Origin of the sequence: Pseudomonas sp. B20 (assembly GCF_020515755.1) — a bacterium.
Taxonomy (GTDB): Bacteria; Pseudomonadota; Gammaproteobacteria; order Pseudomonadales; family Pseudomonadaceae; genus Aquipseudomonas; species Aquipseudomonas syringae.
On sequence record NZ_JAHPJG010000025.1, the window covers coordinates 20,028 to 40,994 of the forward strand.

At 58.7% G+C, this 20,967-nt stretch carries 16 protein-coding genes; 4 read left to right on the plus strand and 12 right to left on the minus strand.

Features of this window, described 5'->3' with window-relative positions; all coding sequences use genetic code 11:
- The first annotated feature begins 216 nt into the window (after positions 1-216).
- Positions 217-1,236, plus strand: coding sequence for a hypothetical protein (locus LIX91_RS21890; protein ID WP_003416781.1), 1,020 nt, complete (start codon positions 217-219; stop codon positions 1,234-1,236).
- Between the two features lie 146 nt (positions 1,237-1,382).
- On the opposite strand, the gene LIX91_RS21895 is transcribed toward LIX91_RS21890, so the two are convergent.
- A complete protein-coding gene (locus LIX91_RS21895; protein WP_226489134.1) occupies positions 1,383-3,794 on the minus strand; it encodes a ricin-type beta-trefoil lectin domain protein in 2,412 nt (803 codons plus the stop codon).
- A 412-nt stretch (positions 3,795-4,206) separates the two neighbouring features.
- Here LIX91_RS21895 and LIX91_RS21900 point away from each other — a divergent pair, with 412 nt between their 5' ends.
- The gene (locus LIX91_RS21900) at positions 4,207-5,688 is read left to right on the plus strand and encodes an ArnT family glycosyltransferase (protein ID WP_100071810.1); all 1,482 of its coding nucleotides are present in this window, start codon (positions 4,207-4,209) and stop codon (positions 5,686-5,688) included.
- Positions 5,689-5,708: 20 nt separating this feature from the next.
- Here LIX91_RS21900 and LIX91_RS21905 read toward each other — a convergent pair whose 3' ends face one another.
- From LIX91_RS21905 to arnB, 8 genes are read right to left on the minus strand one after another with little or no spacing between them, the layout of a single operon-like run.
- The gene (locus tag LIX91_RS21905; protein WP_226489135.1) at positions 5,709-7,103 is read right to left on the minus strand and encodes a UDP-glucose dehydrogenase family protein; all 1,395 of its coding nucleotides are present in this window, start codon (positions 7,101-7,103) and stop codon (positions 5,709-5,711) included.
- A complete protein-coding gene (gene arnF / locus LIX91_RS21910) occupies positions 7,081-7,485 on the minus strand; it encodes a 4-amino-4-deoxy-L-arabinose-phosphoundecaprenol flippase subunit ArnF (RefSeq protein ID WP_230412628.1) in 405 nt (134 codons plus the stop codon). Before arnF ends, LIX91_RS21905 begins: the two co-directional genes overlap by 23 nt.
- Before the next feature lie 26 nt (positions 7,486-7,511).
- Complete coding sequence (gene arnE, locus LIX91_RS21915) at positions 7,512-7,856, minus strand: 4-amino-4-deoxy-L-arabinose-phosphoundecaprenol flippase subunit ArnE (RefSeq protein WP_226489137.1); 345 nt, start codon at positions 7,854-7,856, stop codon at positions 7,512-7,514.
- Positions 7,853-9,502 (minus strand): lipid IV(A) 4-amino-4-deoxy-L-arabinosyltransferase, encoded by a 1,650-nt coding sequence (gene arnT, locus LIX91_RS21920; protein ID WP_226489138.1) that lies wholly within the window; start codon positions 9,500-9,502, stop codon positions 7,853-7,855. The genes arnE and arnT overlap by 4 nt, the downstream gene beginning before the upstream one ends.
- Positions 9,502-10,383: a 4-deoxy-4-formamido-L-arabinose-phosphoundecaprenol deformylase gene (gene arnD, locus LIX91_RS21925; RefSeq protein WP_226489139.1), complete on the minus strand. Its 882-nt coding sequence runs from the start codon at positions 10,381-10,383 to the stop codon at positions 9,502-9,504. The genes arnT and arnD overlap by 1 nt, the downstream gene beginning before the upstream one ends.
- Complete coding sequence (arnA, locus tag LIX91_RS21930) at positions 10,383-12,377, minus strand: bifunctional UDP-4-amino-4-deoxy-L-arabinose formyltransferase/UDP-glucuronic acid oxidase ArnA (RefSeq protein WP_003416762.1); 1,995 nt, start codon at positions 12,375-12,377, stop codon at positions 10,383-10,385. The genes arnD and arnA overlap by 1 nt, the downstream gene beginning before the upstream one ends.
- Positions 12,374-13,387, minus strand: a complete 1,014-nt coding sequence (gene arnC / locus LIX91_RS21935; RefSeq protein WP_024662437.1) for an undecaprenyl-phosphate 4-deoxy-4-formamido-L-arabinose transferase — start codon at positions 13,385-13,387, stop codon at positions 12,374-12,376. Before arnC ends, arnA begins: the two co-directional genes overlap by 4 nt.
- Complete coding sequence (gene arnB, locus LIX91_RS21940) at positions 13,384-14,532, minus strand: UDP-4-amino-4-deoxy-L-arabinose aminotransferase (RefSeq protein ID WP_100071816.1); 1,149 nt, start codon at positions 14,530-14,532, stop codon at positions 13,384-13,386. Before arnB ends, arnC begins: the two co-directional genes overlap by 4 nt.
- A 965-nt stretch (positions 14,533-15,497) precedes the next feature.
- Between arnB and LIX91_RS21945 the strand changes: the two genes are divergently transcribed.
- Together LIX91_RS21945 and LIX91_RS21950 are read left to right on the plus strand one after the other, a co-directional pair.
- A complete protein-coding gene (locus LIX91_RS21945; RefSeq protein ID WP_003435296.1) occupies positions 15,498-15,908 on the plus strand; it encodes a DUF2946 family protein in 411 nt (136 codons plus the stop codon).
- Between the two features lie 108 nt (positions 15,909-16,016).
- Positions 16,017-17,411, plus strand: a complete 1,395-nt coding sequence (locus LIX91_RS21950; protein ID WP_226489140.1) for a PepSY-associated TM helix domain-containing protein — start codon at positions 16,017-16,019, stop codon at positions 17,409-17,411.
- A 95-nt stretch (positions 17,412-17,506) separates the two neighbouring features.
- Here the strand turns inward: LIX91_RS21950 and LIX91_RS21955 are convergent, their stop codons facing one another.
- From LIX91_RS21955 to LIX91_RS21965, 3 genes are read right to left on the minus strand one after another with little or no spacing between them, the layout of a single operon-like run.
- On the minus strand, positions 17,507-19,102 hold the full coding sequence (locus LIX91_RS21955) for a gamma-glutamyltransferase family protein (protein WP_226489141.1): 1,596 nt from the start codon (positions 19,100-19,102) through the stop codon (positions 17,507-17,509).
- A 31-nt stretch (positions 19,103-19,133) separates the two neighbouring features.
- Positions 19,134-20,006, minus strand: coding sequence for an ABC transporter permease (locus LIX91_RS21960; protein WP_226489142.1), 873 nt, complete (start codon positions 20,004-20,006; stop codon positions 19,134-19,136).
- Positions 20,006-20,950 carry an ABC transporter permease gene (locus tag LIX91_RS21965; RefSeq protein ID WP_003410573.1) on the minus strand — a complete coding sequence of 315 codons (945 nt, stop codon included), beginning with the start codon at positions 20,948-20,950 and terminating at the stop codon, positions 20,006-20,008. The genes LIX91_RS21960 and LIX91_RS21965 overlap by 1 nt, the downstream gene beginning before the upstream one ends.
- Positions 20,951-20,967: the final 17 nt, after the last annotated feature.

Sequence of the window (20,967 nt, forward strand, 5' to 3'; positions counted from 1 at the left end):
ACAACCTAATAAAACGAAACGTTTGTAACTCGCTTGGAGCATGGCGCGCAGGTAACGTTCCTTTGATGTGCGTCACTATCAATACAGTTCTATTGTGCTTTTCAAGCCTGAAAAAAAGTCTATAAAAATTTTAAACTTCTTGAACGTCGCTCGGGTCATTGATGGGTACGCCACACATGTGTGCGTTTACTGCCAATGACTCAAAGGACTATGACTATGATTCGCGACGACCGTATCGCCCCAGGTGCCCCCGTGTACCACGAAACTCATGCTGCGGCTCCGCTGCTTAAACGAATCTCCTGGAGTGCGATTCTGGCCGGTGTTGTTCTGGCCATGGTTGTTTCGCTGTTGCTGAACCTGTTGGGTACGGCAATCGGAAGTGCCAGTATCGATCCCATGCAGGAAGCCAATCCGTTGTCCGGCATTGGTACGGGTGCAGGTATCTGGGTGGTGATCAGCTCGGTGATTTCCCTATTCGTCGGAGGCTGGGCCGCTGGACGTCTGGCGCAGCGTGAAGGTGCATTTCATGGCTTGCTGGTATGGGCGAGCGTCTCGCTGATCACGGTTTATCTGGTCTCCAGCGCAGTGACTGGCGTGGTGCGCGGCGGCCTTAACCTGGCGGGCAGCGGCATGTCGGCACTGGGCAGCGGTATCGCACAGGTGGCTCCGGCCGTTGGCAGCAAGATTCAGGATCAATTGCGCGCCCAAGGCATTGATTTCAATCTGGACGATATTCAGGGCGAGATCGAAACAGCCATGCGTCAGACCGGCAAGCCCGAACTGAACCCGGATAACGTCAAGCAGGAAGCTCAGGCGACTCAGCAAGACGCGCAGAACACTGCCAAGCAGAGCGCACAGAATCCTCAGCAAGCCGACCAGCAATTGAGCGGCCTGATGGATCGCATCAAAGCCAAAGGCGACCAGGCATGGGATGCGGCTGACCGTCAGGCGCTGGTCAATCTGATCAAGGCGCGTGGCAACAAGACTGATGCCGAAGCCAACCAGATCGTCGATCAGGCTCAGGCCAGCTATCGTCAGGCTTATGCCAAGTATCAGGAACTGAAAGCTCAGGCCGAACAGAAAGCCCGCGAAGCGGCTGAAGTGACCGCCAAGCGTGTTTCGCAAGGTGCCTGGATTCTGCTGATCACGCTGGTGATCTCGGGTCTGGTAGCTGCGGGTGCAGGTGTACTTGGTCGTCGTACTCAGCCGCCAGCCAAGGTTGTTGCTGCGGTCTGATTCACTTCAATAAGACTTGAACTGAAGCACCAGACGGGGAGCGTTGATCGCTCCCCGTTTTTATTCATGATGCAGGTGATTGATGGCGTGCAGTTGATACTGATGCAGTCGACATTTTTTGATTGAGGTTACCTTTCGGCACATTCTCAATCTTCCACCACCTCATCATCCTGTCCCGCAGTCTGCTCAATAAAAGAGCGTTCAAAGAGCAAGCGTTCTGCCAAAGAGCTACCAGGAATATCGTTGATTTCAACGGTAGCCCCTGTGTCATCGGCATGGGTCACTCTGATTCGCTTCCCGGATAACACATCGTCTGCCGACCCACCTTGCCGCAACGGAGCGTCATTCATGCCATGTATGCCTGATGGCGTTGTGTCTACGAGCGTGTTGGAGACGGAGTTGCCATTAAAACGAGCGATTCTCACAATCACACCATTGACAAACGGATCGTCAGTTGGCCAGTTTTCAAAGCCGGGTGAAGGCTTGCGGAATTCCAGCGTGAGATAACTGCCATCGCTACGAAACAGGCGTAAGCCTTTGACCACTTCGGGATCTGCCGCTCTGAACAAGGGTGCAATGTTATAGGTGCCATTTTTCATCACTTCAGGAAATTGGTCATCAGTGAGCCATCCCGTGTAGTACAAATAAGGAATGGGGTAAAGACGTGACCCTCCACCATTCAGGGTATCCGAAGGGTCAGCGCTATTAGTGACTGCGCACCCACTGCCGCCGATTTGCACAACTTCCCGATTATTGTAAGGGCAGCGCTCCAGCGAGGTCGCATGAGGTCCGCCGAAGCTATGACCGAATTCGTGTTGCCACATCCATGGCTTGTGGCCCGAATTATTTCCCATGGCCCACCAGCCCGGCATTTCAGCAAGCCCACCCCAGGAGCACGAAGTAGAAGGAATCTCAACGGCGACATAATCGTAATTATCCCTGTCAGTTCCCTTGTCGCGTGCGAGTTCTATCGCTTTGTTCCTCAGTTCAGTGGACGGGCAACCTGAAGGTCTTGGGCCCAGGTCTAGACCGGTCACCGCATCCCCGATGAACTTCAGATGATCGCCGGAGGAAAAAGAGACCGCGTTGACAAATGATTCGTTATCACCAGGCGCTCCGAAGAAGGCCTTCCTGGTGGCCTCGAAGTCGGTTTCTGGCTTGTCACTGTATCGGGTGTGCAGCAGGAGAACTTTTCTATCGCCTACGATGGGGCGTCTGGGGATTTTAGGTACTGCCAATTCAAAGTTCCATGTCACTGCCTTCGACCGTGATTCCGGCACCATCTGGATGGTGTGACCTGCAAAGCCCAGAACTTCGTTGGGACCGACAAGATCGTTGCGATATTTATTGGCCAATACAAACCCTTCTATGAGGGGGATGAAGTTCCTGTTGTAACTCCAGGAACGCTCCGAGGTATACCCGGTACCCTGGCAGTTGATCATTTTGCTATTTGACCCAAAGCACTTTTCCGTGTCCCTGTCCAGCAGCGCGCGATTGGTCAATTTGTCATACCCCGGTGCGATGACGGACATTCGCCAGTCTTGTCCGGGCACACTTTTACAGGGAGAAAACTCGACGCTGACTTCATCTGCAGACAAAGCGAGGCACGTTTCCTGCCCTTTTTCAACGTTCCTGATGTAACCGTAACGCTTGGCGATACTCCAGCTCGCCGAGCCTTGTTCTTTGCCACCAAATATCAACTGTTCGCTGGCATTGATTTGTAGGTAGTTAGCCATTCCCAGGTCACTGATATATTTGTTTGACAGCTGACTGGGGGTGTTGCCGTCCCGGTTCCACAGTCGCTTGGACTGATAGTCATGACTGCCGGCGCTGGCACACGCGGCCATTCTTACGCTGTTTGCATTTGCCGCAAACAAACACATTTCTTGCGCTGATGTGGACAGCAGTTTGTTTTTTACATAAAGCCTTTTTTCCTTGGGCGTAAAAGTCCATTGCTGACTGTCCCTCCCCAGGCACTTTTGCAGTACCACACTGGTCATGTCACCCGCCAGCGTTAAACAGGCGTCCGAGCCATTCACTGTACTGATGATTTCTTCGTAAAGAGGTTGGGTGATTGTCCATTGTGATGAAGCTCCCTCTGCAGGGCCAAATACCAGCTGCTCGTTTCCATTACTAAGCAGGTAGTTATCAAACCCTAAATCCTTGATGTATTTATTTGATAACACGCTGGTGTGGTCACCGTCTCTGCTCCAGAGTCGCAAGGATTGATAATCGTTGCTGTCGGCGCTGGCACAGGTTTTCATGCTGGCGTGACTTGGATTCGACGCCGACAAACACATTGCCTGCGTTGATCCGCCTAACGCCTTGTTTTTTAGGTACAGCATGGGCCCTGATGACACAAAGATCCATTGTTGATAATCGGTGTTGACACACTTCTGCAGTGAGACAGAACTTAAATCACTGTCGAGGGTTAAACAGACCTGCTCACCTTGCGCAATGCTGATGATCTGCTCATAAGGATTCATCTCTGTAGAGAAGGCGTTTGAATGGAAAAAACCCAGGAAAAACACGTACGTGAAAGCCGGCATTGTTTTCATAACTCTCCCTGTTGCTTGTGTCGGCGCATCCCTTGCGCCGTCTGTATTTTGCTTGCCCGATAACTATTTCTGAACTAAGTGTTCGCGGTTAACAGAGGATTGACCAACACGGCCAGGTCACGCTTAGGCATGACCTGCATCAGGCTGGCTTATCTGTAAGATTAGTAGACCTGCGAAGAGATTTATTGGGCCCGATCACCGGTCGCATCCTGCATGTCGAATGCGTTCTGGGCCACGGGGGATCTGCGCCAGGTCAGGCGTTCACGGCCGACTTTTTGCCGAGCTTTTGAACAAGCGTTGAGTGGCTGCCTGGTGTGCCGCCGGTTAACAATTCTTCAACAATTGGCGACTTATACTTCGCCAGACCGATTCGCTTGTTTGCTTGCCCCCCGTCAACCCGGTACCTACCTTGATGACTTCTCGTGTGCTTTCACCGTTGCTGTTGTTGCTGGGTGCAATGCTGTTTTTCCTCGCGTTGGGCAATCACCAATTACAAAACTCGACAGAACCCCGCGTGGCCGGCATCGCCATGGAAATGCACCTGAGCGGCAACTGGGTTACCCCGAAACTGAACGATCAACCGTTTCTGGAAAAGCCGCCGATGAGTGTCTGGCTCGACGCCGCGTCCATCGGGGTGTTCGGCGCGACTCCCTGGGCGGTAAGGCTCGCATCCGCCTGTGCAGGGTTGTTCAGCGTGTTGCTGCTTTACAGCATGCTGCGGCGTTTCGGGCGACCTGCCTCCGTAGCGTGGGTGGCTGCATTCATGCTGGCGACCCAGGCCAGTTTCTGGAGCAATTCGCGACAGGTGGGCGAGGACGCGTTGCTGGCGCTGGGTGTGAGCATGGCGCTACTGGGGTTCTTTCACGCCAGTCAGCGTCTGCGCAGCGACGGATCTTCTGCAGGGGCCTGGTTGCTCTTCGTATTGGGGATTGCGCTGGCAACCCTGAGCAAGGGCGTGCTGGGCCTCGCGATGCCGGGTGTGGTCATTTTCGCCTGGCTGGTGTGCGAGTCGGTGCAGAGCAAACGCATTGTTCTCTCCCACTGGCTACGCCCGGCGATGTTCACCGTCCTGGCTTTGGTGCCTTTATTGGTATGGCTGTGCTTTCTATACGGGCAGGGCGGTACGCAGTCGTTGAAGGACGTGCTCTGGACCAACAGTGTCGGACGCTTCAGTGGTTCGTTCGAAGAGGCGGGGCATTACGAGCCCGTGCATTACTATCTGACCAAACTGCCTGAAGCGTTTTTGCCGTGGAATGTGCTCGTCTATCTGGGGCTGTGGCATTTCCGCAAACAGCTGCTGGCCAACCGTTACCTGCTGTTTTTCAGTTTGTGGCTGATCGCGCAGTTCCTGCTGTTGTCGCTGGCCTCGAGTAAACGCATGGTTTATCTGATGTCACTGGCCCCTGCGGCTGCGGTCATTGCGGCGGAATATACCTTTGTGTTGGGCGAGCGACTCAAGGCGCGCTCGCAGCGCTCTCCGTATGCGGCGTTGGTTGTACGAAACGCTAGGGCGATGACGGTTGCCGGTGCCGTTTTGATCGTGACGGGGTATCTCGGCGCAGCCCTATGGCTGGAACCGCGAGCGGACCGGCAGTTGTCGTTCCTGCCGCTGACCGACAAGGTTCATGCTCTGCAGGTCCAGGGACGGCATGTTGTCTTGTTTCAGCCCAGTGAACGGCTGGCAGGCGCCAGCGTGTTCTACAGCCAGAGCTTGCTGGACACGTTCACGTCCAGTGCTGAATTGAGCACCTTTTTGACCCGTGCCGACGGCAATGTGGCGATCATGGAAAGCCTGCAGCCTCCCGAACCACCCCTGCGAGTGATCGACAGCGTCAAGGTCGGCGAGCGTATCTACTATTTCGTCAGCCAGGCTCCGGCGACTGTCGACAACTGACGGTCACCGGAGCAGGGCCGTTACACAGCCTGGCTGCTGACAAGCGGGTTACAGGCCGTCCACTGTTTTTGCGGGATTGGCAGGTCGCACGATTCGCCACGTCCGATGGGGAAGTAGTGGAAGCCGCGTTTTGCCAGTCGTTCAGTGTCGTACAGATTGCGCCCGTCGAAGATGACCGGGGCGTTCAGTCTCTGCTGGATCAACTCGAAATCCGGAGCTTTGAACTGTTGCCATTCGGTGCAGACGATCAATGCATCGGCCTCGTTGAGCGCGGACTCCGGCGTACCCATGAGAATCAGGTCCTTGCGATGGCCATAGAGGCGCTGGGTTTCCTGCATGGCCTCGGGGTCGAACGCACGCACGCTGGCGCCAGCCTCCCATAACGCTTCCATGAGTACGCGGCTGGGGGCATCGCGCATGTCGTCGGTGTTGGGCTTGAACGCCAGGCCCCACAGGGCAAAGGTCTTGCCACGCAAGTCGCCCTGGTAGAACGCGTTGACCCGCTCGAACAGTTTGTTCTTCTGCCGTTCGTTGATCGCCTCGACCACCGACAGCAGATCGTTGGAGCAATTGGCCTCCCGGGCGCTGTGAATCAACGCGCGGATGTCCTTGCCGAAGCATGAACCACCGTAACCGCAACCGGGGTAAATGAAGTCGTAACCGATCCGTGAGTCGGCACCGATGCCCAGACGCACCGACTCGACATCCGCGCCCAGGTGCTCGGCCAGTTCGGCGATCTGGTTGATGAAGCTGATCTTGGTCGCCAGCATGCAGTTGGCGGCGTACTTGGTCAGTTCGGCGCTGCGCAGGTCCATGAACATGATCCGCTCATGATTGCGGTTGAACGGCGCATACAGCTCGCGCATGACGTTGCGCACGGCTTCATTTTCGCAGCCGATGACAATACGGTCCGGGCGCCGGCAATCGTTGACCGCCGAGCCCTCCTTGAGAAATTCCGGATTGGAGACGATATCGAACTGCAACAGCCGGCCCGCCTGACGCAGCGCCTTGTCGATGTGTCTGCGCAAGGCGTCGCCACTGCCGACCGGCACGGTGGATTTCTCGACGATGATCAGCGGTTCGCGTCGATGCCGGGCGATGGCTTCGCCCACTGCGAAAAAGCCGCTCAGGTCGGCCGAGCCATCGGCACGAGAGGGCGTGCCGACCGCGATGAACAGGACCTCGGCATGTTCCACTGCCATCTGCTCGTCGGTGGTGAAGCACAGACGCTGCTGGTCCAGGTTTTCACGCACCAGGTTGGCCAGGCCAGGCTCGTAGATATGCACCTGGCCCTGACGCAATTGGTCTATCTTGGCCTGATCAATGTCCATGCAGACCACATCGTGGCCGACTTCGGCAAGCACTGTCGCTTGCACCAGGCCGACATACCCGCTACCGAAAACGCTGATTTTCATGGGAAAGATCCTGAAGTGATGGCCGGGGGATGCGCCGGAGATTGATGGTCAAGACACCTGCCACGATCAGGGTGACACCCACAGTTTTCGATACCGTGAACGTCTCGTGGAAAAACGGCAGCGCTGCGGCGAGCGTATAAACCAGCGCGTAGCTGATACTGAGCAGCGAATAGGCACGGCTCAGGGGCAAGACCCGAAGAGCCAGCAACCAGAAAAGCATGGAGAGCGCATAAGCGGTGATCGAGGCGCAGACGACCATCAGGGCACTGAGATCGAGCTGCGTCGGATTGTGCAGTTCGAGCCATTGTGCGGGCGAGGGCAGGCGGCTCATGCTCCAGCGCATGCCCAGCTGTGCCGCGCTGACCAGCGCCACACTGGCCATGGCACACAGGGTTGCCCGGCAGCGGGTCACGCCTGACGCCCCAACTGAAATACCCCGACAAGAATCAGCGCGATACCCAGCCAGTGCTGTGCGTCAACCGGCTCGTTGAACAGATAGCGACCTGCCAGCGTGATCAGTACGAAGTTAACACCCAGCATCGGATAGGCGATGCCGACGTCCAGGCGTTGCAACACCAGCAGCCAGACCAGCAGGCCCGACCCAAGGCAGGCCAGCGCCAGCCACAGCCATATCGAGCTCAGCGCTGCAAACGCGCCGGGAAATGCTCCGCGCCAGTCTTGTACCGCGTACTTCTGTGCGATCTGGCCCAGGCAGGTCAGCAGGCATGCGCTTGCCAGCATCAGCCAGGTCACGATTCGGATTTCTCGTAAACGAGGATGGCCAGGTTGCCTTCGTCATAGCGCTGACCATCCTTGGGGAGACTTTCGAGCTCTTTGAGCTCCTCATCGCTCTTGCCGCGCATGATGACGCCGACCCGGCCTTGGCTGCGGGCGTTCTTCATCCAGGCATCGATGTCCTGCAGGCGGACTTCGCGACCCTGCACATCCGGGTAGCCCAGGCCGTATTCCAGCTCGCCCCAGGTGTTGAACAGTGCAACATCAGGCCGTTTCAGGCGCCACGCCAATGCTGAGGCAGCGCCCAGGTCGTTGCTCAGCAGGTGCGTGCAGTCCGCCAGTTCGGCCTGGTGTCTGACCACGAAAGGGTCGGGAGTCTTGTTGTTGATCACATCGTTCGGCAGTGCTGCGGGCAGCAATGCAATCAGCAGCCAACTGCCCAGCGCCGGCGTGGCCCAAAAGGTCAGGGGGCGCAAGCCTTGCAGGGCGTTGGCGAGAGTCCATCCGAGAAGCACGATGACCGCCAGTGACAGATGCATCGTTTCGTTTTCGTAGACGGGCTGCTTGAGTTGCAGGTAGATCAACGCCACAAGCCCAAGAAAAGTGACGGTCGCGTTGAATATTCCGTTCGCGCGCAACGCTGTGCTGTGGCCTCGATCGAGGCGCTCGACCAGAGTGTGGGCCATCAGCAGCGCCAACGGCAGCAGGCACGGCAGTATGTAGGTCGGCAATTTGCCTTTGCTCAGGCTCAGAAACGCCAGTGGCAGCAGCAGCCACAGCAGCAAAAAGGCAATGTCAGGGCGGCTTTTTTCTTGCCATGCCTGTTTCAGTGTTACCGGCAGCAGCAGCGCCCACGGCACACAGGCCGCCACCAGCAGCGGTATATAGAACCACCAGGGCTGGGCATGCTGGGCATTGTCCCCGGCAAAGCGGCGAATATGCTCGTGCCAGAAGAAGTAACGCCAGTAGTCGGGCTCTTGCTGGTGGATCGCCAGCGCCCACGGCAGGCAGACGGCGACGGCAATCAGTACCGCGAGCGGGCCGAATCTGAGCAGCTCGGCCAGGCGTCGCTGGCACAGCATATAGGGCAGGGCGATGATGACGGGCAGTGCCCAGGCGAGAAAGCCCTTGGTCATGAACCCCATCCCGCAGGCCACGCCGACTAACGCCCATGCCACCAGACGCGCTCGACCGACGCTGTGCACGGCGTACCAGAATGCCAGCAGTGTCACGTTGGTCCAGAGGGTGAATTGCGGATCAAGATTGGCGTAACCGGCCTGGCCGGCGACAAAGCCGAAGCTCATGAACAGCAAGGCGCTGGCGAACTGCTTGCGCGGGTCGTTCCAGATCTTGCCGGCCAGCAGATAGGCCAGCAGCACGCTCAAGCCGCTGGCCAGCGCCGATACAATGCGCACGCCGAACAGGTTCTCGCCAAAGACCTGCTGCCCCAGTGCAATCAGCCAGTAACCGGCAGCCGGTTTTTCGAAGTAACGCAGCCCCATGAAGTGTGGCGCGATCCAGTTACCGCTGTGGAGCATTTCCTGGCTGATCTGCGCGTAGCGGGTTTCATCGGGAATCCACAGGCCGTGAAAGCCCAGCGGCAGCAGATAAGCCAGCACGAACGCCAATAACAGCAGTGCAAGATGACGATGCCTGACGTGCATCACTGCTGCACCCCCAGCCAGCCTTCGCGGCCAGGCAGGTGGCCGCGAACGATATGCCCGGAAGGCAACCGTTCGATAGCATCGGGCAGCAGATGGCCCAACGGCGCGAAGTGGATGCCCTGGGTATTGGCCCGCTTTAACAGTTGCCTGAAACCGTCGGCCATGATGATCCCTTCCACTTCGGCGTGAAGGGTGTAGACATTGAGCCGTCGTGCGGCGAAGCGGCCGAGAATGTAGTCGTTGAACGCATTCGGCTGCAGGTGCGGGCCGATTACTTCATCGAAGGTCGGCAAGTCCACCGGAACCTGAGCGGTACCAAGGCTATCGTCGGCCAGCAACGGGCGAAACAGACTGGCGCCACGGCAGTCACTGTTGTAGCGAAAGCCAAACGCCTCTTTGGCCTGCACAATGCGCTGGTCGGCGCGCCAGCCTGCCGCTGCGGAGCACACCACCGGGTGGCCGAGGATGTCGCTCAGGCAGTCGACCCCGCGGTGTATCTGGGCGGTCAACTGTCTGTCGCTCCAGTGTCCGGCATTGGCTTGCCAGCCATGGTGATCCCAGGCATGCAGGCCGATTTCGTGACCTGCATCCAGCGCGCGACGCATCAGTGGGCCAAGGTCACGGCCGATCGGTTTGCCCGGCCATGCAGTACCGGCCAGCAGAATATCCCAGCCATACAGGCTCGCCGCCCTGGAACGAAGCATCTTCCAGAAGAACGTGGGCCTTACCAGGCGCCATAGATGGCGCCCCATATTGTCGGGGCCGACACTGAAAAAGAAGGTCGCCTTGACCTGCGCTTCGTCGAGTATGTCCAGCAGCCGGGGCACGCCCTCACGCGTGCCCCGGTAAGTGTCGACATCGATTCTCAAGCCTGCCTGCATCAGCACTGATCCGCTTTTTCAGCCATGGCTTCGCGCAGGAAGAAATCCAGGGTTTTGCCGATGGTTTCGCTCAGCTCGATACCCGGCGTCCAGCCAATCAGCTTTTTGGCGTTGTCGATGCTCGGCGTGCGATGGCTGACATCCTGGTAGCCCTTGCCATAGAAGGACTGGCTTTCGACTTCACGAAAGCCCGCGAAAGGCGGGAAATGGCCGCGCAACGGATGGGCTTCAAACTGGCGAAGCAGCTCTTCACCCAATTGACGGATGCTGGCTTCGTTGTCGGGGTTGCCGATGTTGATGATCTGTCCGTTACAGCGCCCATCGCGGTTTTCGATGATCCGCGCCAGCGCCTCGATGCCGTCGACGACATCGGTGAAACAGCGCTTCTGGGCGCCGCCGTCCACCAGGCGAATGGGCGTGCCTTCGACCAGGTGCAGGATCAGTTGGGTGATGGCCCGCGAACTGCCAATGCGCGCCGAATCCAGGCGGTCCAGACGCGGCCCCATCCAGTTGAATGGGCGAAACAGGGTGAATTGCAGGCCTTTCTGGCCATAGGCCCAGATCACCCGGTCCAGCAGCTGCTTGGACACCGAGTAGATCCAGCGCTGCTTGTTGATCGGGCCAACGACCAGGTTGGACGTGTCTTCGTTGAAGTTTGCGTCCTGGCACATGCCATAGACTTCGGACGTGGAGGGGAAAATCACGCGCTTGTTGTACTTCACGCAGTAGCGGACGATCTTCAGGTTCTCTTCGAAATCCAGCTCGAAAACCCGCAGTGGATTGCGCGTGTATTCAATCGGCGTGGCGATGGCCACCAGCGGCAGCACGACATCGCATTTCTTGATGTGGTATTCGATCCATTCGGTATGGATGCTGATGTCACCTTCGATGAAATGAAAGTTCGGCTTGGCACGCAGGCGCTCGATGGCGTCCGAGCCGATATCCATGCCGTAGATTTCGTAACGGTCATCCTGCAGTAGACGCTCGGACAGGTGGTTGCCGATGAAACCGTTGACGCCGAGGATCAACACTCGGGTACGACGAACCGACCGGCGCTTTGCCTTGTCGAGCAGTTGTGAGCCTGCTACCAACCCGAATTCGCGCGCCAGTTGCGCACCACTGAGGTACAAGCCGCTGTCACCGCGTTGCCCTGCGGTGATGACCAGCGAACCCTCGCCACAGGCGATACGCAATGGCTCGTGACTGATGACCGTGCCGGGCGCCTCGCCATTGCTGCTCGTGTCCACGCTGGCAGCCCAGACGATCAGCTTGTTGTCACCGACCGGGCAAAACGCGCCAGGGTAGGGCTGTGTTACCGCGCGGATGAGGTTATAGAGCTGAGTGGCTGGCAGCGACCAGTCAATCAAACCGTCGGCCGGGGTGCGCCGACCGAAATACGTCGCACGGGATTCATCCTGGGGCGTAGCTGGCAGTTGCCCTTGCGCGGCCAGCAGGGGCAGTGTTTCGCAAAGCAGGTCAGCGGCGGCGTCACGCAATTTGCCATGCAGCGTCAAGGCAGTATCGGTGGCACTGATCGACACCCGCTGCTGAGCGACTATCGGCCCGGCATCCGCGCGTTTGACTATCTGATGCAGGGTAACGCCGGTTTCACTTTCGCCGTTGACCAGCACCCAGTTGGCCGGCGCGCGTCCGCGATAACGCGGAAGCAGCGAGCCATGCAGGTTCAGCGCAGCTTTTTTCGCGCAGGCCAGCAGCGAATCGCCGAGCAGTTGGCGGTAGTAGAAGGAGAAAATGAAGTCCGGCGCCAGTTTGCCGATGCGCTCTACCCATAGCGGGTGATTCGGGTCCTCGGGGGCATGCACTGCAATGCCGTGCCGGGCGCACATCTGCGCCACAGAGCCGAAAAAGGTTTTTTCTTTGGGGTCGTCGGCATGGGTGAACACCGCCGCAATCTCATAGCCCGCGTCCAGCAACGCCTGCAGGCCGACACAGCCAATATCGTGATAAGCGAAAACGACAGCTTTAGTGCTCATGGCGCGACCTTGTTCATATAGGGAGTTACAGAGGAATCAATGCTGTCGGTGGCAACCGGTGACGAGCTGCGCACGACCTTTTCGATAAAGAACCGCGGACGCGCACGCACATCGCTGTACATCCGGCCCAGGTATTCACCCAGCAGTCCCATGCCGATGAACTGCCCTCCGGTGAATACGAACAGCACGGCAAACAGTACGAACATGCCGTCCCCGGCCCATGACGCGCCGAAGATCAGGCGCAGAACGATCAGCAGGGCCGCGAACGAGACACCGAGCAACGCCATGCTGAAGCCGATGATGCTGAGCAGGCGCAGGGGCGTGGTGGTCATGCAGGTGATCAGGTCGAACATGAGGTTGATCAGGCGCATCGGGCTGTATTTGGAGTCGCCGTGCTCGCGTTCGGCGTGATCGACCAGCACCTCGGTGGTGTGTCGCGCAAAACTGTTCGCCAGAATCGGAATGAATGTGCTGCGCTCCCGGCAGGCGAGCATGGCGTCGACAATCGTGCGCCGGTATGCGCGCAGCATGCAGCCGTAATCGTTCATGGCCACGCCGGTGGAGCGCTGCACCGCCAGGTTGATGAGTTTCGATGGCCAGCGTCGCCAGGCGGAGTCCTGACGATTGCTGCGCACCGTGCCGACTACGTCGTATCCCTGTTCAGCGAGCTTTACCAAGCGAGGGATTTCCTCGGGCGGATTCTGCAGGTCGGCATCGAGGGTGATGACCACGTCGCCCTGGCACTGCTCGAATCCGGCCATGATGGCGGCGTGCTGACCGTAGTTTCTATTCAGGATCACTGCGACAAAGGGGCTGTCGGCGCGCTCGGCAGCCCGCTGGAGGATGTCTGCCGAGTCGTCGCGGCTGCCATCGTCGACCAGCACGATTTCGAAGCGGTGGTCGAGCTGTTTGCAGGCCGCTTCAGTACGGCGCAACAATTCTGGCAGGCTTTGTCGTTCGTTGTAGACGGGTATGACGATCGACACGAACTTGATGGGATACGGTTTCAATGGCTGGATTCCACGGTCGATTCAATGGCACCGACAACCCGCTCGACATCATCGAGGGTCATGTCGGGAAACAGGGGTATGGAGCACAGCCTTGATGAATTCCATTCCGTGTCGGGCAGGCGGACGTCGGGGAAACGCTTGCGGTAATAGCTGTGCAGGTGAGTGGCGATGAAGTGAATGCCGGTGCCGATGTTTCGCGCTTGCAAGGCCTTCATGAAGGCGTCGCGATCCAGCCCGCAGCGCTCGGGATCGATGCGCAGAATGAACAGGTGCCAGGCGTGTTGCTGGGCATGCCGGGGCAGGGCGAGAGGCAGAACGGGGCTGCTGGCCAGTCGTTCGAGGTAATGGCTGGCGAGCGCCTGGCGCTGTGCATTGATGGCATCAAGGCGTTGCAACTGCACCCGCGCAATGCTCGCATTGATGTCGGCCAGGTTGTATTTGAAACCAGGCTCCATAACCTCGGCCTGGGGCTTGCGACCCAGGGTCAGGCGGTCGTAGGCATCGACACCCAGGCCATGAAATTTGAGCTGACGCACCCGATCAGCCAGTCGCGCATTGTCGGTGACCAGCATCGCGCCTTCGGCACAGGTCATGTTCTTGATCGCGTGAAACGAAAAGATCGCAGTGCCCTGCTGGCCGACCGGACGTCCCTGGTAAGCAGTGCCGGCGGCATGCGCAGCGTCTTCGATCACGGTAATGCCGTGCCGGTCGGCCAGCGCATACAGCGGGTCGAGATCGAATGCAGCGCCTGCGTAATGCACTGGCACGATCGCCTTGGTTCGCGGGGTGATGGCTTGCTCTATCAGCGCAGCGCTGGTCATCAGGGTGTCACGGTCGACATCGACGAACACCGGAGTGGCCCCCAGCAGGCAGATCATGTTGGCTGTCGACACCCAGGTTTGCGACGGCGTAATCACTTCATCGCCAGGCCCTACGCCCAGCGCCAGCAGCGCAACGTGCATTGCCCCGGTGGCCGAAGACAGTGCCACTGCATGCTGCGCGCCGGTCCGCGCGGCGAACTCTTCCTCCAGCTTTTGACATTCCGGGCCAGTGGTGATCCATCCGGAACGCAGCACACGCGTTACCGCAGCAATTTCTTCATCGCCAATGGACGGCCGTGAAAAGGCAAGAAAAGTTTGACTCATCTACAGAGACTCTCCGATTGACGCAGCAGGGCCGAACATAAAAAAGTCACACCACGAGTGCGCGTGAGTGCGGTGAACTTAGGCGTTCAACTATGAAAATAATGTCCAGACGCCGTTGCTTTTTTGTATCGCCTGGCAGGCTTTCGAAGCATAGAGTAGGGTGAAACTCAAACGGCCGACAATGTCGTTATGCGTCCATGTAGAATTATTAATCTGGCGTTCAGGTTTCATCGAACTCGTCATGAACAGACAGCTTTAGTTCAGCTTGCTCATGATAATCATAGAAAGTTAAAGCGGATGAAGTGTGTTGCAGTTGCAGGATTTTTTAATGAAGGTTTCATGACCGCGAAATGGGTTTCGCGTTTTTTAACAGGGTCGAACATGAATCGAACAGGTTGCTATTGGCCCGGTTTCATTGGGGGGGGAGGCAGCTTTTTTCTCGGTTTTTTGAAAAGCAGACTGCGCGTCCGGATAAACCCGGGGCGAGAGGAATTCGCTCGGGTGTAGAAAACAGTGTCGCTATCAAGTGATATATATAACCAAGCGATAGAGTCGGGCAGTGTGGTATGGAAAAAGTACGTGTATAAGGGCCAGGTTGGTACGGGTCATCATCGAGGTGTGATTGGGGGTGTTATAAGTTCGAGTCGGTTCAGTGCACGCGTGCTGGTTGTTGCAAGTTGTTCAAGGTTTACTTCATGTTCTCTTATGTCCATTGGCACGATCCTGTAGGTAGCGGGTACAGGCGAAGTATTTAACGACGGATTTAAAAACGACTGTCTGCTCGACTGCAATTGCCAGGTTCATTCGATGCAGCGAAGCAAGGAGCCACGCGGTGCGCCCTGGCGTCCACCAGCACATGGCGGGCTCGTGTAACCCGCTTCACCGCGATTATCGCCCCTGCGAAGGCTGCCGATCTGTATACCCCGTTCTGTCTAGTTCCGGCTGGAGATGTTAAATTAGCCGCCATGAACTTCTTCCGAACCCATTGCTCGCCCATTGCCTGGATACTGTACGCAGTTGTCCTGTTCAATGGTCTTGCGTGCAGCATCGGTCATGGCCAGATGATGGCCGCCTTTGCAGGCACTGCAGTGGCGTCGGTCTCCCATGCAGACCATGGGATGTCGGATATGCACGGTGGGCATCACACGATGCACATGTCCATGGACGGCTCGTCCAAAAAGACGGACATGTCAGGCAGCATGAAGGCGCAGTCGGGAGACTGTTCGTTTGCCGGCACGCTGACGCTGGCGATGATTTTCTTCGTGGCGCTGGGCTGGCTGACCCGTATCCGCCGTTCTCGTTTCGTGTTGCCCGACCTCTGGCTCGGCAACCTGCCAAGGTACTCCCTCCCGCGACTCAATCCACAGGCCCCATAGCGCCCATCGTGGACGTGTGAGTATCGCTCGCACGAACAACCGATATTGTCTTTACAGCCTGCCGGAAGGTCATTCCGGCGGGGCGCGTTTATACGTTGGTGAGTCCTTATGTCTGTATCCTGTTCAAGCCCGGAGCTACGGCCTTCCGGGGCGTTTGTCGCCTTTCTGAAAAGGCTCCATTTTTACATCGGCGTATTCGTTGGTCCGTTCATGCTGGTCGCGGCCTTGAGTGGCATCGTCTATGCGCTGACCCCGCAGATCGAAGATTCGCTCTATGCGCGTGCGCTGCACACAGACAGCCGTGGTCCTGCCATGAGCTTGCAGGCGCAGATCCAGCGCGCGCAGGCATCGGCAGGTCCAGGCCTGAGCGTTGCCGCAGTGCGCCCGGCACCCCGGGAAGGGGATACCACTCGGGTCATGTTCAGCGATCCGGGCTTTGGCCCATCAGAGCATCGAGCGCTGTTCGTGGACCCGGTGAGTGGCGAAATTCGCGGCGACATGAAGGTCTACGGTACCAGTGGCGTACTACCCCTACGCACCTGGATCGATCAGTTTCATCGGGGCCTTCTGCTGGGCGATGTGGGCAGGGTCTACAGCGAGCTGGCCGCCTCATGGCTGTGGGTGGCTGCGCTCGGCGGTCTGGTGCTGTGGACGGTTCGCCGTCGTCGGCAGAGTCATGAACGCGGCAACGTGCGCCGCTGGCATGCAACCACTGGCGTATGGCTGTTGCTGGGGCTGCTGTTCTTCTCGGCCACCGGTTTGACGTGGTCACAGTACGCTGGCGATAACATTGGCGTACTGCGTGCCTACTATGGCTGGTCAACGCCAAGTGTGGCCACCGCACTGGGCAAGTCGGCGGCGATGCCAATGTCTATGCCCATGGACGAGCACGCCGAGCACCATATGCACATGGCGCCGACGACACAGGCATCCGTGTTGGACCCTGCCTTGTTTGACAGCGTTCTGGCCAGCGCGCGTGCCGAGCATATCGATGCAGCCAAAGTTGAGATCAGGCCATCCGCGAGCAGCGACAAGGCGTGGGTGGTCAGCGAGATAGATCGCAGTTGGCCGACGCAAGTGGATGCCGTGTCGATCAACCCGCAAACACTGGAAGTGGTCGATCACGTCAGGTTTGCAGACTATTCGCTGCCCGCCAAGCTCACCCGCTGGGGCATTGATGCGCACATGGGCGTGTTGTTCGGTCTGGCCAATCAATTGGTGCTGGTGGTGTTCGCCAGTGGCCTGGCGGCCATGGTCGTCATGGGTTATGTGATGTGGTGGCGACGTCGTCCAACGCTTTCTCAACCACGCAATCAGCAGGCAACGCTCTTGAGTCTCTGGCGCTCATTGAATTCGGGCGCGCAATGGGCGTTGATCCTGGTCGCAGTGTTGACTGGCTTTGCCCTGCCCGTATTGGGCGTGAGTCTGCTGGGCTTTATCGTTCTGGACGTGCTACTGGGCTATCGGCGAGCCGCAAGACCCTTGGTCGACGGCAAGGTGTAACCCTTAGTTGTGCGGATTACCAAGCGCATCGAGCAACTGATTCCCGACCAGGGCCGTCTGCTCGATGGCTTGTCAGTAGCGGATATCGCGGTCGCTCAATACGCTGCGACCGTTCCGTCCTTCCTCGGATCGGTCCCGCCCACGTATCCATGCGCGGTGCGCTGGATAATCTGCGCACCGCCGAAGGCAAACACGCCGCTTGGCTCTTCGACATCGATGTCGTGACCTTTGGCGCGTAGTGCTTTCACCACTTCGGGGTCAAACGCACGCTCCACGGCGACTTTCAGGCCGGCTTCGATTCTCCAGCGCGGTGCGTCGGCAGCGGCTTGCGGGTTCTGTTTGTAGCGCAGGATGCGAATCATCATCTGCAAATGACCCTGCGCCTGCATCGGGCCGCCCATCAAACCGAAGGACATCAGCGGCGTGCCGTCGGCATTCATGACAAAACCGGGGATGATGGTGTGGAAAGGGCGTTTGCGCGGCGCGACGTAATTGACGTGTTGCGGATCCAGCGAGAAGCCCGCGCCGCGGTTCTGCATGCTGATGCCCGTACCGGGTACAACCACACCCGAACCGAAGCCCATGTAGTTGGACTGGATGAACGAGATCATCATGCCGCTTTCATCCGCTGCCGACAGGTACACCGTGCCACCCGGTTTTGGCGAGCCGTGCCCGGGATTGGCGGCCTGATCGGTGATCAGCCCTGCGCGTTCCGTCAGGTAAGCCTGGCCCAGCAAATCGGCTGAGGGCACGCGCATGTGCTCGCTGTCGGCGACATGTTCGTCGAGGTCGGCCAGGGCCAGTTTCATTGCTTCCAGCACCGGGTGAACCGTCTCGAGGCTGTCCACCGGGTGCTCGCCGACGCCCAGTGCCTCGAGCATGGTCAGGCCGGCAAGGGTGGCAATGCCCTGGCCATTTGGCGGGAGTTCATGCACGACAGCGCCTGCGTATGGCACCGACAGGGTGTCGATCCAGTCCACGGTGTGCGTCGCCAGGTCGTCGAGACTCATCACGCTGCCATTGGCGTTGGCATGGGCAATGATTGTTTGCGCCAGTTCGCCGCGATAGAACGCCTCGCCTTTGGTCTGCGCGATCAGTTCCAGCGTACGGGCGTGGTCCTTGAGCCGGATTTTTTCTCCGGCCATGGGGGCCTTGCCATCCGGCATGAAGCACTCGGCAAAGCCCGGTTGGTCCTTGAGCAGATGCGCGCCGCGTTTCCACAATTCGGCGATAATCGGCGTGACCTGATAGCCGTCGCGGGCATAGCCAATCGCCGGTTCGGCCAGGGTCGCGAAGGGCAGTTTGCCGTAGCGCGCTGACAGCTCCACCCAGGCCGAAACTGCACCCGGCACACTGACCGCAGGCCAGCCGCGTTGCGGCATCTGGCTCTGGCCTGCGAAGTATTCCGGTGTCCAGGCTTGTGGCGCGCGGCCGGAAGCGTTCAAGCCTTGCAGCTTGCTGCCGTCCCAGACGATGGCAAAGGCATCGCTGCCGATTCCGCAGCCGGTGGGCTCGACCACGGTCAGCACCATGGCCGCGGCGATGGCGGCGTCGACCGCATTGCCGCCAAGGCGCAGCATGTCCAGCCCGGCCTGAGCGGCCAATGGCTGAGAGCAGGCGACCATGTTGTTGCCCATCACCGGCGAGCGGGCCGACGCATACGGTTGGTTGTAATCCAGATCATCGAACATAAGCGTTTCTCTTTGGCAGAAGACGAAAGGTTTAGCCCTTGGGGTCCAGCGCATCGCGCAGGCCGTCACCCAGCAGGTTGAAACACAGGACCGTGATGTAGATCGCCACACCTGGCGCAATCGACATCCACGGAGCCTGCTCCATGAAATTCTTCGCAGTATTGAGCATCGAGCCCCAGGACGGCGACGGCGGTTGCTGGCCCAGGCCGAGAAACGACAGGCTGGCTTCGGCCAGAATCGCCGAGGCGATGGTCAGCGTTGCCTGCACGACCAGTGGCGACATCACGTTGGGCAGTACGTAACGCAGGATGATCCAGCGATCCGGCAGACCGATGGCGCGCGCACCTTCGAGGTAATCCTCGTGCTTGATCGACAGCACCTGGCCGCGGGTCAGTCGGGCAAAGATCGGCATCGCGGACAGGCCGATGGCGATCATCGCGTTGGTCAGGCTGGGGCCGAGAAAGGCACCCAAAGCGATGGCCAGCACCAGAAATGGGCAGGACAGCAGCGCTTCCATGACTTGCAAAATGATCATGTCCAGCTTGCCGCCAAAGTACCCGGCCAGCAGACCCAGCGGCACGCCGATAAACATGGCGATGGCCACCGAAACACCACCGGCCAGCAGCGAGCTGCGGGCGCCATACAGCAAGCGCGAGAACAGATCGCGCCCCAGTTCGTCGGTGCCCATCCAGTAGATCAATGAGGGCGCCTTGCGTACCGCGAGGAAGTTGGCTTTGAGCGGATCATGGGGCGCAATCCAGGGCGCCAGAACCGCCGCCAGGACAAACAGCAACAACACCGCCGCGCCAAGTACCGCGCCTTTGTTGGCCAGGAATTTCTTCAGAAAAGGCGAGCGACTGCGGGGCAGTATCGCGCTGTGCGAGAGGCTGGCAATAGCGGTCATCAGGCAGTCCTCAGACGTGGGTTGATCAGGCGATAAAGCACGTCGGCCAGCAGGTTCAACATCAGGAAGCCAATTGCGACGCACAACACCACGCCTTGCACCACGGCGTAGTCACGGTTGAACACGGCGTCGACGATCATCTTGCCGAATCCCGGAATGCTGAACACCTGCTCGGTCAACACCGCACCGCCGAGCAACTCGCCGAACAGCAATGTCGTGAGGGTGATGATCGGCATCAACGCGTTGCGCAGCGCATGCTTGAGAATCACCGTGCGCGGGAATAGGCCCTTGGCCCGGGCGGTGCGGACGTAGTCAGCGCGCAGTACTTCCAGCATGGCGCTGCGGGTGTGGCGCATGAGAATCCCTGAAAGCCCTGCACCCAATACGAACGCTGGCAGGATCAGGGTCTTCAGGTTTTGCCCGAAATCCTCGCCCATCGGCACGAAGCCGGAGGCGGGCAGCCACTGCAGTTTCACCGCAAAAACCATGATCAGCAGAATGCCCAGCCAGAAGTGCGGAATGGAAATCCCCGACAGCGCCACCACGTTGGCCCCGTAATCCACGGCGGAGCCTTTGCGCACCGCCGAAATGATCCCGGTGGGAATGCCGATCAACAGCGCAATCAGCAGGGCCAGCACGGCCAGTTCGATAGTCACCGGCAGTTTCGACGCCAGCAGCGTGGTTACCGGTTGCTCGGTGCGCAGCGATGTGCCCAGGTCGCCGGTCAGCACGTTGCCGACCCAGTTCAGGTACTGCAACGGGATCGGGTCATCGAGCCGGTACTTGTCGCGCAGGTATTCCATGACCGCCGGATCGCGCTCTTCCCCGGCCATGGCCAGCACCGGGTCACCCGGCAGCAGCTTCTGCAGGGTGAAGACGAACAGCGAAACCAGAATCAGCGTCGGGATCGAGCTGAGCAGGCGTCGCAGGATGAACATCAGCATACCGGAACCTCGCAGGT

Excerpts from the sequence above, each read along its gene's own strand:
- LIX91_RS21890 (WP_003416781.1), top strand. The coding sequence starts at position 217 with ATGATTCGCGACGACCGTATCGCCCCAGGTGCCCCCGTGTACCACGAA.
- LIX91_RS21900 (WP_100071810.1), top strand. The coding sequence starts at position 4,207 with ATGACTTCTCGTGTGCTTTCACCGTTGCTGTTGTTGCTGGGTGCAATG.
- LIX91_RS21955 (WP_226489141.1), bottom strand. The coding sequence starts at position 19,102 with ATGTTCGATGATCTGGATTACAACCAACCGTATGCGTCGGCCCGCTCG.
- arnT (WP_226489138.1), bottom strand. The coding sequence starts at position 9,502 with ATGCACGTCAGGCATCGTCATCTTGCACTGCTGTTATTGGCGTTCGTG.
- LIX91_RS21960 (WP_226489142.1), bottom strand. The coding sequence starts at position 20,006 with ATGACCGCTATTGCCAGCCTCTCGCACAGCGCGATACTGCCCCGCAGT.
- LIX91_RS21905 (WP_226489135.1), bottom strand. The coding sequence starts at position 7,103 with ATGAAAATCAGCGTTTTCGGTAGCGGGTATGTCGGCCTGGTGCAAGCG.
- LIX91_RS21895 (WP_226489134.1), bottom strand. The coding sequence starts at position 3,794 with ATGAAAACAATGCCGGCTTTCACGTACGTGTTTTTCCTGGGTTTTTTC.
- LIX91_RS21950 (WP_226489140.1), top strand. The coding sequence starts at position 16,017 with ATGTCTGTATCCTGTTCAAGCCCGGAGCTACGGCCTTCCGGGGCGTTT.
- arnF (WP_230412628.1), bottom strand. The coding sequence starts at position 7,485 with ATGGCCAGTGTGGCGCTGGTCAGCGCGGCACAGCTGGGCATGCGCTGG.
- arnB (WP_100071816.1), bottom strand. The coding sequence starts at position 14,532 with ATGAGTCAAACTTTTCTTGCCTTTTCACGGCCGTCCATTGGCGATGAA.
- arnD (WP_226489139.1), bottom strand. The coding sequence starts at position 10,383 with ATGCAGGCAGGCTTGAGAATCGATGTCGACACTTACCGGGGCACGCGT.
- arnA (WP_003416762.1), bottom strand. The coding sequence starts at position 12,377 with ATGAGCACTAAAGCTGTCGTTTTCGCTTATCACGATATTGGCTGTGTC.
- LIX91_RS21945 (WP_003435296.1), top strand. The coding sequence starts at position 15,498 with ATGAACTTCTTCCGAACCCATTGCTCGCCCATTGCCTGGATACTGTAC.
- LIX91_RS21965 (WP_003410573.1), bottom strand. The coding sequence starts at position 20,950 with ATGCTGATGTTCATCCTGCGACGCCTGCTCAGCTCGATCCCGACGCTG.